Source organism: Streptomyces sudanensis (genome assembly GCF_023614315.1).
Classification (GTDB): domain Bacteria; phylum Actinomycetota; class Actinomycetes; order Streptomycetales; family Streptomycetaceae; genus Streptomyces; species Streptomyces sudanensis.
In genome coordinates this window covers 2,463,076-2,474,313 of the sequence record NZ_CP095474.1, presented here as the reverse complement: position 1 = coordinate 2,474,313, position 11,238 = coordinate 2,463,076, and the positions used below count along the sequence as shown (strand labels likewise).

At 73.7% G+C, this 11,238-nt stretch carries 12 protein-coding genes; 6 read left to right on the top strand and 6 right to left on the bottom strand.

All coding sequences use genetic code 11. The annotated features are described in order from the left end of the window. Nucleotides 1-18 precede the first annotated feature (18 nt). A partial coding sequence (locus MW084_RS11420) for a helix-turn-helix domain-containing protein (RefSeq protein ID WP_275563575.1) occupies nucleotides 19-400 on the bottom strand: 382 nt, incomplete at its 3' end. A 167-nt stretch (nucleotides 401-567) separates the two neighbouring features. Between MW084_RS11420 and MW084_RS11415 the strand changes: the two genes are divergently transcribed. Next, a complete protein-coding gene (locus MW084_RS11415; protein ID WP_010469771.1) occupies nucleotides 568-1,173 on the top strand; it encodes a hypothetical protein in 606 nt (201 codons plus the stop codon). A 291-nt stretch (nucleotides 1,174-1,464) separates the two neighbouring features. Here the strand turns inward: MW084_RS11415 and MW084_RS11410 are convergent, their stop codons facing one another. Next, nucleotides 1,465-2,316: a helix-turn-helix domain-containing protein gene (locus tag MW084_RS11410; RefSeq protein ID WP_010469773.1), complete on the bottom strand. Its 852-nt coding sequence runs from the start codon at nucleotides 2,314-2,316 to the stop codon at nucleotides 1,465-1,467. A 26-nt stretch (nucleotides 2,317-2,342) separates the two neighbouring features. After that, nucleotides 2,343-3,089: a DUF6879 family protein gene (locus MW084_RS11405; protein WP_010469774.1), complete on the bottom strand. Its 747-nt coding sequence runs from the start codon at nucleotides 3,087-3,089 to the stop codon at nucleotides 2,343-2,345. 175 nt (nucleotides 3,090-3,264) lie between these two features. On the opposite strand from MW084_RS11405, the gene MW084_RS11400 reads away from it, so the two are divergent. Continuing rightward, nucleotides 3,265-3,483 carry a hypothetical protein gene (locus MW084_RS11400; protein WP_010469775.1) on the top strand — a complete coding sequence of 73 codons (219 nt, stop codon included), beginning with the start codon at nucleotides 3,265-3,267 and terminating at the stop codon, nucleotides 3,481-3,483. 475 nt (nucleotides 3,484-3,958) lie between these two features. Here the strand turns inward: MW084_RS11400 and MW084_RS11390 are convergent, their stop codons facing one another. Continuing rightward, on the bottom strand, nucleotides 3,959-4,333 hold the full coding sequence (locus MW084_RS11390; RefSeq protein WP_010469776.1) for a DUF4180 domain-containing protein: 375 nt from the start codon (nucleotides 4,331-4,333) through the stop codon (nucleotides 3,959-3,961). Between the two features lie 414 nt (nucleotides 4,334-4,747). On the opposite strand from MW084_RS11390, the gene MW084_RS11385 reads away from it, so the two are divergent. Then, complete coding sequence (locus MW084_RS11385; protein ID WP_010469777.1) at nucleotides 4,748-4,969, top strand: hypothetical protein; 222 nt, start codon at nucleotides 4,748-4,750, stop codon at nucleotides 4,967-4,969. Nucleotides 4,970-5,095: 126 nt separating this feature from the next. Here MW084_RS11385 and MW084_RS11380 read toward each other — a convergent pair whose 3' ends face one another. After that, nucleotides 5,096-6,724: a penicillin-binding transpeptidase domain-containing protein gene (locus tag MW084_RS11380; RefSeq protein WP_010469778.1), complete on the bottom strand. Its 1,629-nt coding sequence runs from the start codon at nucleotides 6,722-6,724 to the stop codon at nucleotides 5,096-5,098. 121 nt (nucleotides 6,725-6,845) lie between these two features. Further along, a complete protein-coding gene (locus tag MW084_RS11375; RefSeq protein ID WP_010469780.1) occupies nucleotides 6,846-8,642 on the bottom strand; it encodes a dolichyl-phosphate-mannose--protein mannosyltransferase in 1,797 nt (598 codons plus the stop codon). A gap of 72 nt (nucleotides 8,643-8,714) precedes the next feature. Here MW084_RS11375 and rsmI point away from each other — a divergent pair, with 72 nt between their 5' ends. The 3 genes from rsmI (at nucleotide 8,715) to MW084_RS11360 (ending at nucleotide 11,112) form a co-directional block, all read left to right on the top strand. Next, entirely contained in the window at nucleotides 8,715-9,593 is an 879-nt protein-coding gene (gene rsmI, locus MW084_RS11370; RefSeq protein ID WP_010469781.1) for a 16S rRNA (cytidine(1402)-2'-O)-methyltransferase, read from the top strand. Between the two features lie 72 nt (nucleotides 9,594-9,665). Further along, nucleotides 9,666-10,124, top strand: a complete 459-nt coding sequence (locus tag MW084_RS11365; RefSeq protein WP_010469783.1) for a hypothetical protein — start codon at nucleotides 9,666-9,668, stop codon at nucleotides 10,122-10,124. A 118-nt stretch (nucleotides 10,125-10,242) separates the two neighbouring features. Then, nucleotides 10,243-11,112 (top strand): TatD family hydrolase, encoded by an 870-nt coding sequence (locus MW084_RS11360; protein WP_010469785.1) that lies wholly within the window; start codon nucleotides 10,243-10,245, stop codon nucleotides 11,110-11,112. Nucleotides 11,113-11,238 lie beyond the last annotated feature (126 nt).

Sequence of the window (11,238 nt, the reverse complement as noted above, 5' to 3'; positions counted from 1 at the left end):
GAGGCGCGGACAGATCCNCGGCGGACGGGTCCGGCGCGGTCGGGTCCGGGGCGGGGCCGGGGCCCGGTTCCGGCGCGGCCGGTTCCGGGTTCGATTCCGGCGCGGCCGACACGGCCGGCACAGGCGTGGGCGCGGGCGAGGCCGCTCGGCGGCGGGCGCGGTCCGCCTCCGTCCAGGCCGCCTCCAGGGCCCGCCGTTCCTCCTCGTCCGCCCCGCACAGCAGGGCGAGGCGGTCGACCACGGCGAACTCCTCCGGGACGGTCGCGCCCGAGCAGTAGCGGTGGAGGGTGGACGCGCTGACACTCAGCCGCCGGCCCAGCGCCTCGTAACTCCTCCCGTCCCGCGCCTTCAGCGCGCGCACGAGCCCCGCGAACTCCTCGACGGCGGCGTCCTTCGGCATTCCATCCCCCTCGACCCTGCGTCCCATCCTTCACGTCCCTGCACGTCAGCGGGGGTGGAATGGTTCCGGGACGGCTGGTGGGCGCGTGATCGTTGCAGCCGGCGGGCGCCGGCCCCACGCTGGTCGAGCACTGACCGAACGAACGACCCGACGGGGGATCCACCACCGTGAACAAGCTCCGCACCGCACTCGCCACCGCAGCCGCTGCCGCACTGGGCCTCGCGGCCCTCGCCACAGCCCCGGCGCAGGCCGCTGCCCAGCCCGCCTTCCTCGCCGCCTCCCAGATGCCGCCGTCGTCGACGCCGTGGACCGCCACCCAGGTCTTCACCGGCGTCCCGGAGAACGGCGGCGTCCTCTGCGCCCCGTACAAGATCCCGGCGCAGAACACCCGCTACCGCGAGTTCAGCACCGAGCTCGACACCAACGGCGTCCAGGTCACCACCGTCGCCCGTACCGAGGCCGACGCCGTGAAGCTGGTCGAAACCCTCCGCGGGGCCCTCGCCGGCTGCGGCCCCCTGCTGGAGCAGCAGAACCCGGGCCTGCAGGCCGTCAGCGCCTCCCACGGCAAGCTCGCCGTCGAGGAGGGCGCCTGGGTCTACAGCCTGGACACCGCCGACCCGCAGATCGGCATCTCCGACATCCACCTGTTCTCCGTCGGCCGCGACGGCCGCACCGTCACCCTCGTCCGCTGGGGCCAGATGGGCGACCTCGAGGACGCCCCGCTGACCGCCTTCCGCACCACGACGAAGACCGCCGTCGACAAGCTCCACTGACCCGGGGCTCCCCCGAGGGCTGACCACAGCTCGCCAGCGGCGCGGCCGGAACCCGGGCGCGCCGCTGGCCGGAGTCCGGCGTCTCCCTGGCCTACGTCGCCAACGGCATGCGCAAGGGCGTCACCGCCGACCCGCGGGCGCAGGCCCTGGTCCGCGCGGTGGCGAAGGCGATCGGCTGAGGAAGCCGGGGACCCGGGGAGCCGGGCGAGTTCCGGGAGGGCGGTGCCCTTGTCCGGCTTCCAGGAGCCGGGCGGGTTCGGGGAGGCAGGCGGGTTTGGGGAGGCCGCTGATCTACCGGCCGTCCAGCTCCCGACGGGCCTGGTGGATCACCCGCTGTGCCTCGGCGCCGAAGACGGCGGACTCGCGCAGGGTGCGCCAGACGCGCGTGTAGGTGGCGATGGTGTCCGCGTCGTCGAGCCACAGCTCGGCGTGCCAGTCCTCGACGATGACGAGGCGCTCGTCGTACACCCAGAATCCGTTGCCCGGGGGGATCTTCAGAGGCGCCGCGAACGGCACGATACCCAGCTCGACGGTGTCGAGGCCGACGACGCTCAAGAGCCGGTCGAGTTGGGCCGCGAGTACCGGCGGTGGGCAGACGCGGGCCTTGAGGACCCCTTCCCACATGAGGATCCTGTACTGCCTCGTGGGCTCGTACAGCCCTTCCTGACGCTGGATCCGAGCGCGTACGGCCTCCTCGGTGTCACGTGGGGACCCCATGAGCTCGGCGTAGCGGGTGAAGACGGCGCGGGCGTAATCGGGTGTCTGCAACATGCCCGTGACCAGGGAGTTCTGCCAGATGCGCAGGGTCTTTGTGCGGGCGTGCTCAGCCGTGATGTTGTCCTGTACCGGCTTGTGTCCGGAGGCCAGTTGGCGCCGCCACGAACGGATGTGGGACTCCAGGCCCCCGAGGCGGGCCCGCAGTTCCTCCGCCGCCCCTGGTTGGCCGGTGGCCTCCGCCCACGCCTGGAGATCGGCGGCGGTGGCGGTCTGGCGGCCGTTCTCCAGTTTGTAGATCTTCGAATGAGCCCACCCGAGGAGCCGGGCGAGTTGAGGGCCGGTGAGCGGCCCGAGTGGTCCGGAAACGCGCAACTCCCGCAAACGCGCCCCGAGATCCGCCCGTGCCTTCTGGAAGTCTGTGCTCACCGGCCCACGGTACTTCGCAACCCGGCTTAGGACAGGGCCTTGGCTGCGAACTCGTCGTACTTGACGGCGTAGTGCCAGGCCGCGTCGCGGATCTGGGCGTACCGGTTGACCGCGACGGGTTCGGTGATCAACTCCGCGCCGAGCAGGTTGTCGTCGTCATCGAACTTCAACAGGGCGGCATAGCGGGAGTCAAAGAGCCAGAAGTCCTCGGCAGGCAGGTGGAGGCGTTCGGCCTCCTCCCGTGACAGGTTGCGGATGTCCTCTCCGACGGCGCAGTTCCGTTCGGCGTTGCCGAGGAGGAACAACTGGCCCGGAGTGGGAGGAGTGTCGACGATCCGGACCCGCTCGAACCGCTTTCCCTCGGCGGTCTGGGCACGCACATTGGTGCACCAGCGGTCCTCGTAGTTCCACTGGACGGGCCGGCCCGCCACGAACTGGGCGTACGTATCCGTCGCTTCGTCCGAGGCGTAGCGGCGACGTGTCTCCAGGCGCCACGCCGTGTGCTCGAAGGTCTCGAAGAGTTTCCCGAACTCGGTCAAGTCGATCACCCGTGACGTGCGTTCGCCCTTCCTGGGGCCGAAGTCGACGAGCAGGTCTCGCGGGACGACGATCGGCACCTCGCCCTCTCCGAGGTGCTGGAGGCGGGCGATGTCCTCCGGGTCGGTGAGCGGCGGACCGTGCACGATGATCTCACCGCTGTCCATGTCCTCGTGAATGGCCGGGCAGCCGTCCCCACCCGAACCGGTGCCGTTGAAGCGCAGTCGTCGCGCCATCGTCCGTGCCTTTCTGCAAGGGGAGCCGACACCCCAAGCATGGCGTCATCGACAGGCTCGCCGTAAGGGATTCGGCACTCTGCGTGAGAACAGTCGGGATCACCCGTCCGTCTCGCGAGAACATGGGAGAACATCCGCTGGTGCGCACCGTCCGCTCCTCCCTAGCGTCCCGTCCATGCGGATGACGACGACGGCGAAGACCGTGACGACGACCATGACCGGCCCCGTCCACCTGGGCCTGCCGGAGCCGGAGCCGGAAGGGACGCCCGGCTGCCGGGTGTGCGAGGCGCTCGTGGCGCAGCGGGCCGCCGCCCGGTGGCGGGGCGACCTGTCGAGGGTGTCGGACTGCAACGTCGAGTTGCGCGGCCACCGGCACGCGCCCGCACCGCGATGAGCACCGGGGAAGCGGACGGGTCCGCGCCGCTGCTCACCCTGCGGGTCTCGCGCGACGGGGGCCGCACCTGGGGCCCGCGGCGCACCTACCGCCCCACCGACCGCCTCGTGCCGCTGACGACGGGTATCTGGCCGCCCTGCCGCTGCCCCCGGTGCGCGCACGGGGCGCACGATGCGCACGATACGAATGGCATGCACGGCACAGACGATGCGCACAGCCCAGACGATGCGCACGACACACGCTGAGCGGCCCCGCGCCGGACGGCCGCTTCCCGTCACGCGAGCGGACGCCGCGACGGGAACGGGTCGGGGCGTACGGGTGGTTCGGTATACGGGCGGCGCGGCGTACAGACGGTTCGGCGCGTACGGCCACTCGCGGGCCCGCGCGGGTGCCCCGGTCCGCTGGACGCTGGGGGCGCGGCGCGCGGGAACGGTTCCCGCGCGGCCGGACGGTTCTCGTGGGATGGCCCGGAGCGTCAGGGCTCCAGGCGGTCGGCCAGGTCCCGCAGGGTCGGGAGGAACCACGTCTGGGTGCCCCGGTTGCACTCGCGGACGAAGTCCCGGAGCGCCGGACTCTCCTCCGTGTGCGCGGAGACGTCCCCGACCACGGCGAGCCCCATGCGGTAGTTCACGAACTTCTGGACGATGTCGCCCGCCACCCGCGTGCGCAGCCGGAAGAACGCCTCGTCGAGGCGCGCGACCGGGACGACGACCCACCGGGCGCCCCAGTAGCCGGCGTCGCCGATCAGGTCGAGGGCGTCCTGTTCACCCGCGACCGGCGCGCCCTCGGCGGGGCACACCCAGACGGGGACGTCGTGGATCGTCTGCAGGGCGGCGGGCGGAGTGGTCATGGCAGGTGACGCTACCGCCGTACGGCGAAGGGGCCGAAGGGATTTCCGGGGGCGTCGCCGGTGAGAGGTGCGGCGGTGGGGCGGTGCGGCGGTGCGGCGGCGCGCGGACGACCGGACCGGATCGGCTGCATTTCGGGATCGGCTGCATTTGACGTGATCCGGTCTGGTCCGGTCCGCCCCGGTCCACCCCGACCCGGCCCCACCCGCCGCGGCTCGATCCGGTCTGACCTGGCCCGGCTCGGCCCGAGCCGGCCCGGCGCCGTCGTCGCGCCCCGTCCGTCGTCCGGTGCGACCGTCGCGGGAAACGGCGGTCGGCAGGCCGGTTCTCCCCGGTTGCCGGCGGAAACTCCTTCGCGTCCGCCGCGACCGCGTTGTTACGGTGAAATCACGTGCAGTCACTCAGAGGAGTCATCCGTGACAGAGATCGGCGTTTTCTTAGGTCTGCTCGTCGCGACGGCCCTGGCCTTGATCGTCGTGCTCCTGCGGCGGGGCAACCGCCGTACGGACGACGCCGAGGGCCTTCTCATCGAGCAGCGACGACGCCTACAGGCCCATCAGGACCGGGCTGACTACGCCTCCCATTCCCTTTCCGCCTACACCCTCCTGAACGGTACGAGCGACCGCCGCCTCCCCTGACGGGCAGGCTCCGGACGCTTCCCGGCCGCAGGCGCCTCGCCGGGATCGGCCCACCCGCTCGCCGCACGCCGGGCCGGCGCCGCACGCCGGGCCGGCGCGGCCCNNNGGCCGCCCCCGGGCCGTGGTTCAGCGGGCGTCGAGGACGGACGCCACCAGCGGGCCCGCCGCGTCGCCGCCGTGGCCGGCCGCCTGGACGACGGCCGCGGCGGCCAGGTCGTCGGCGAACGCCGCGAACCAGCTGTTGGCGCTGCCCTGGTCGTCGACCTCCGCCGAACCGGTCTTCGCGCCCTTGTCGCCGCTCACTCCGGCCATCGCCGCCGCGCCCGTGCCCTGGCCGCGGGCGGTCGCGCGCATCAGGTCGCGGAGCTGGCGGGCGGCCGAGGGGTCCAGGGCGCGGGGCGCCCGGGCGATCTCCCGGTCGTCGAGGGAGGCCGGCACGACGACCGGCTGCCGGAAGGCGCCGCTCTTCGCGGTCGCCGTGACGGAGGCGATGGTCAGGGCGTTCATCTGGACGGTCCCCTGGCCGATGTACTGGGCGGCGGCCACCCCGCCCGTCTCGGGCGGCACCGAGCCGTCCCAGGACGGTACGCCCGTCCGCCACTCCAGTCCGATGCCGAAGACGTCCCGCGCCTCCCGGCCGAGGGCCGCGTCGTCGCCCACGGCGTCGATGAGCTTGACGAAGGCGGTGTTGCAGGAGCGCGCGAAGCTCTCCCGGAAGGTGCCGCCGTCGATGGCGAAACCGTCGAGGTTGCGGAAGGTGGTGCCCTGGTACATCGCCTCGGCGGGGCACTCCGCGGCCCGGTCCGCGGCCACCAGGCCCTTCTCCAGCAGCAGCGCCGCCGTGACGATCTTCATGGTGGAGCCGGGTGCCTGCTTGCCGAGGAACGCCGCGTTCCAGCCGTCCTTCCGGTTGTTGGCGACCGCCCGCACCTCGCCCGTACTCGGCTGGATCGCGACCACGGAGGACTCGGCGTACCGCTTCACCGCCTTCTCGGCGGCGGCCTGCCCCCCCGCGTCCAGCGTCGTCCTGACCTCGCCGGGCCTGCCCCTGCGCAGGGTCAGCAGGGTGCGGTCCGGGGTGTCGTCCTCGCCGACGACGGCGAGCTCCACGTCGGAGGTGCCGCCCGCATCGGCGCCGTACCGCTTGCGCAGCTCGTCCAGGACCGGCCGGAGCGAGGGGTACCGCTCCGCCGTCAGCTCCGCGCCGTCGCGGTCGAGGGCCCTGACGGCGGGCGGGCCGGACGAGGTCGCCTTCAGCGACTGGCCGTCCTTCAGCGCCGGGTGCATGACGGTCTGCGACCAGTCGACGCGCGGCTGACCGGTGGAGAGCCCCCGCACCACGGTGAGGCGCGAGGCGTACGTCCACGGGGCGCGGGCGCCCCCGTAGGAGACGACGGCGCTCACCGTGAACGGCACCGTCGTCCCGGTGGGCGTCCCCGCCGTGGCCTTCATGCCGCCGACGTGCGTCGACGTCAGGTAGCCGGCCAGCGCGGTCTGCGCCGCGACCGGGTCGTCGGTGAACCGGGCGGCTCCGGCGGCGTCGCCCCGCGCCCACGCGGCGAGGAAGCCCTCCGCCGTCGTGCGGGTCTCCTCCGCCGTGACGGGCCCGGTCCGCCTGGCCGTGCCGTCGGCCGACGCGGTGGTGGTCGTGCCACCGGTCAGCCCGTCCCACAGGTTGTACGCCCCGTATCCGACGCCCCCGGCGACGACGGCGAACAACCCGCCGACGACCGCCACCTTCGTTCCGCTGCGCATGGCCGCGTCCCCCCTCGGTCGGCGCGTTCCCGGACGCGCTCGTGATCCCCCGGGGAGGGACCCTATGCCGGGCAGCGGGGAAACGGACGCCCGTTATCCGAACGAGACCGGCCGGTGGCCCTTACACCCACGTATCCAGCCACATCCGCGCCCGCCACTGGTCCATGGGGATCGTCTGGCCGGTGTAGAGGGGCCAGAAATAAATAAAGTTCCACACGATCAGCAGGACCAGGACGCCCGCGCCGACGGCGCCGACCGCGCGGCGCCGGTCCGCGCGGCCCTCGGGGTCGGGGTCGGGGGAGCCGTCCGGGCCCGGCGGGGGCGCGGCCGGGCCGAGCATCGCGCCGATCATCATGGCGACCGCCAGGCACAGGAACGGGACGAACACCACCGCGTAGAAGAGGAAGATCGTCCGCTCCTGGTACAGGAACCACGGCGCCCACCCGGCCGCGACCGCGCAGGCGATCGCCCCGGCGCGCCAGTCGCGGCGGAACAGCCAGCGCCACAGGACGTACAGCAGCGCGAAGCAGGCGGCCCACCACAGCAGCGGCGTGCCGATCGCCAGGACCTCGCGGGCGCACTTCTCCGCCGCGTCCGCCGGGCAGCCGCCGCGGCCCTGCGCGGGCGACTCGTAGAAGTACGAGACGGGGCGGCCGAGGACGATCCAGCTCCACGGGTTCGACTCGTAGGTGTGCCCCGACGTGAGGTTGACGTGGAACGTGTACACCTCCGACTCGTAGTGCCACAGGCTGCGCCACCAGTCGGGGAACAGCCACGACCAGGAGCTGTCCCGCCCCCCGCCGGTCGACGCCCAGGTCCGGAAGTAGCCCTTGTCCGACAGGATCCACCCGGTCCAGGAGGCGACGTACACGGCGAGCGCGACCGGCACCGTCGACGCGAACGCCGGCAGCACGTCCCGCCTCAGCACCGCCGCGTACGGCCGGTGCGCGCCGGCCGTGCGCCGGGCGCCCACGTCCCACGCCACCGTCAGCAGCCCGAACGCGGCCATGACGTACAGGCCGTTCCACTTGGTCGCCGCCGCCAGGCCCAGCATCACCCCGGCCGCCAGCCGCCACGGCCGCCAGCCGAGCCGCAGGGTCCGCGCGATCCGCGCGTCCGGCCGCAGCACCCCGTCCGGGTCGACCGGCAGGGCCGCCGCGAGGCGCCGCCGCGACCGGTCCCGGTCGACCAGCAGGCAGCCGAACGCCGCCAGCACGAAGAACATCAGTACCTGGTCGAGGAGGGCCGCGCGGCTCATCACGAAGTGCAGCCCGTCCACGGCGAGCAGGACGCCCGCCAGGCAGCCGAGGAACGTCGACCGGAACAGCCGCCGCCCGATCCGGCACACCATCAGCACCGACAGCGTGCCGCACACCGCCACCATGAAGCGCCAGCCGAACGGCTCGAAACCGAACAGCCACTCGCCGAACCCGATGACCCACTTCCCGGCCGGCGGGTGCACCACGTACCCCGGATCCACCGGGATCGGGACCGCGCCGGGGTCCTTCAGGATCGCCTTGTCGACGTCCTTGGGCCACGCGCCCTCGTAGCCGTTGTGGATCAGCGCCCAGGCGTCCTTGGCGTAGTACGTCTCGTCGAATATCACCGCGTGCGGCGACCCCAGGTTCCAGAACCGCAGCACCCCCGCGACCAGCGCGACGAGCAGCGGCCCGCCCCACGGCGCGAGGCGCACCAGCGCCCCCGCCACCCGGGGCGGCAGCCCGAACCCGCCCCACGGGCGGGACGCCCGGGCGTACGGCGGCACCAGTCGCTCCCGCAGCCCCGGCCCCGTGCGCGGCACGTACCCGAACCGGCGCAGGCGCCGCTCCCACGCGGGCGGCTCGTGGCCCCCGAGGGGGGCGGCGGGCCCGCCCGGGCCGTCCTGTCCGTGCAGGGCCTTCGGTGCAGTACTGGTCACCGCGCCATCGTAGGGAACGCGCCCGCGGGACTCGCCCGGTCGTGCCGCCCGCGGGGCTGCGAGGATGACCCCGTGACAGGAACGCTCGTACTCGCAGGCACCCCGATCGGCGACGTCGCCGACGCCCCGCCGCGCCTCGCCGCCGAACTGGCGGAGGCCGACGTCGTCGCCGCCGAGGACACCCGCCGGCTGCGGCGGCTCACCCAGGCCCTCGGTGTGCAGCCGCGCGGCCGGGTCGTGTCGTACTTCGAGGGCAACGAGGCGGCGCGCACGCCGGAGCTGGTCGAGGCCCTCGCGGGCGGCGCCCGGGTGCTGCTGGTCACCGACGCGGGCATGCCGTCCGTCTCCGACCCCGGGTACCGGCTGGTCGCCGCCGCCGTCGAGCGGGACGTCCGGGTCACCGCCGTGCCCGGCCCGTCCGCCGTGCTCACCGCGCTCGCCCTGTCCGGCCTGCCCGTCGACCGGTTCTGCTTCGAGGGGTTCCTGCCCCGCAAGGCCGGGGAGCGGCTGGGCCGGCTGCGGGAGGTCGCCGCGGAGCGCCGCACGCTCGTCTACTTCGAGGCCCCGCACCGCCTCGACGACACGCTCGCCGCGATGGCCGAGGTGTTCGGCGCCGACCGGCGCGCCGCCGTGTGCCGGGAGCTGACCAAGACGTACGAGGAGGTCAGGCGCGGCGGCCTCGGGGAGCTGGCGGCGTGGGCCGCCGAGGGCGTGCGGGGGGAGATCACCGTCGTCGTCGAGGGTGCCCCCGAGGCGGGGCCCGCCGACCTCGACGCGGCCGAGCTGGTCCGCCGGGTCCGGGTGCGGGAGGAGGCGGGGGAGCGGCGCAAGGAGGCCATCGCCGCCGTCGCCGCCGAGGCGGGGCTGCCCAAGCGGGAGGTGTTCGACGCGGTCGTCGCCGCGAAGAACGCGGAACGAAGCCGCCCGGAATCGGACAAAGGGCTATCGTGAGAAGGGCAACCCCCACCCGTTGAGGCAGGCCGCCCGCGAAGGCGTCCCCCGCGGCGGCGGGAAGGAGCCGGCATGAGCGAGACCCCCGGCGCCCCGGTCGGGCACGAGGCGTACGCCTTCACCTGCATGAGGTGCGGTTACGGCTGGGAGCAGGAGTACGACATCGAGCACCACGCCGACGTCGACGGCCAGGACTTCGTCGTCTACCGCAGCGAGGGCCGGCGCGTGCCGTCGCCCCTGTCGAAGCCGACGTGCCCCAACTGCGGGCGGAACGTCGTACGGATCATGGGCTCCGGCCGCATCTCGGTGGTCCTCGACCACGGCGAGCCCCACCCCGAAGGATCCGGCGCGACACTCCGCAGGGCCGCTCCGGTGTCGGCGACCGGACCGATCGGCCAGGAGCTGGAGGAGCGGACGCCGAGGGACACCGACACCGTGTCGAGCCCGGAGGCGAAGCGGTCCGGGGCGACCCGGCTGGGCGGCGGGGAGCCGCACCGCCTGCGCCTGCCGCACCTCTTCCACCGCGACTGACCCGCCGGAACGGGGNNTNGGGGGCGTCCGGCCTTCCGTGCGGGCGGTCTTTCGCGTGGGCGGCGGGGACGGTGGGCGCTCGACCCTCCGTACGGGCGGCCTTCCGTACGATCGGGGCATGAGTGCCAAGGACGCCCCGCCGCCGCTGCCCGAGCCCCTGCCCGTCGCCGTGGCCGACTCCCACACCCACCTCGACATGCAGTCCGGCACGGTCGAGGAGGCCCTGACCAAGGCCGGGCTGGTCGGCGTCGAGACCGTGGTCCAGGTGGGCTGCGACCTGGCGGGCTCGCGGTGGGCCGCGGAGACGGCGGCCCGGTACGCGAACGTCCACGCCGCCGTCGCCCTCCACCCCAACGAGGCGCCGCGCATCGTGCTGGGCGACCCCGAGGGCTCGTCACGGCAGGGCCCGCGGGAGGCCGGCGGGGACGCGGCGCTCGACGACGCGCTGGCGGAGATCGACCGGCTCGCCGCGCTCGACCAGGTGAGGGCCGTCGGCGAGACGGGGCTGGACTTCTTCCGCACGGGGCCCGAGGGCAAGGAGGCGCAGGAGCGCTCGTTCCGCGCCCACGTCGAGATCGCCAAGCGGCACGGCAAGGCCCTGGTCATCCACGACCGCGAGGCCCACGAGGACGTCCTGCGCGTCCTCGCCGAGGAGGGTGCCCCGGAGCGGACCGTCTTCCACTGCTACTCGGGCGACGCCGACATGGCCCGGATCTGCGCCGAGCGCGGCTACTACATGTCGTTCGCCGGGAACGTCACCTTCAAGAACGCCCAGCCGCTGCGCGACGCCCTGGCGGTGGCCCCGCTGGACCTCGTCCTCGTCGAGACGGACGCACCGTTCCTGACCCCCGCCCCCTACCGGGGCAGGCCCAACGCCCCCTACCTCATCCCGGTCACCGTACGCGCCATGGCGGCCGTCCGGGGGATCGGAGAGGAGGAGATGGCGACGGCCCTCGCGGAGAACACCGCACGCGCGTTCGCTTACTGAGGGGTGGCGGTGGAGGCGCGACACGACGGTGTGTAGTTGAGTGATACGTTTATGTGACCGGGATGGGTTAGGGTCCCGGCCTCGTGGAGACCTCGCGTACACCTCGCCGCCGCCCGGCGCCCACCC

What these genes read in the sequence shown, in the direction of transcription:
- MW084_RS11365 (WP_010469783.1), top strand. Translation starts at nt 9,666, where the DNA reads ATGAGCGAGACCCCCGGCGCCCCGGTCGGGCACGAGGCGTACGCCTTC.
- MW084_RS11360 (WP_010469785.1), top strand. Translation starts at nt 10,243, where the DNA reads ATGAGTGCCAAGGACGCCCCGCCGCCGCTGCCCGAGCCCCTGCCCGTC.
- MW084_RS11380 (WP_010469778.1), bottom strand. Translation starts at nt 6,724, where the DNA reads ATGCGCAGCGGAACGAAGGTGGCGGTCGTCGGCGGGTTGTTCGCCGTC.
- MW084_RS11390 (WP_010469776.1), bottom strand. Translation starts at nt 4,333, where the DNA reads ATGACCACTCCGCCCGCCGCCCTGCAGACGATCCACGACGTCCCCGTC.
- MW084_RS11400 (WP_010469775.1), top strand. Translation starts at nt 3,265, where the DNA reads ATGCGGATGACGACGACGGCGAAGACCGTGACGACGACCATGACCGGC.
- MW084_RS11405 (WP_010469774.1), bottom strand. Translation starts at nt 3,089, where the DNA reads ATGGCGCGACGACTGCGCTTCAACGGCACCGGTTCGGGTGGGGACGGC.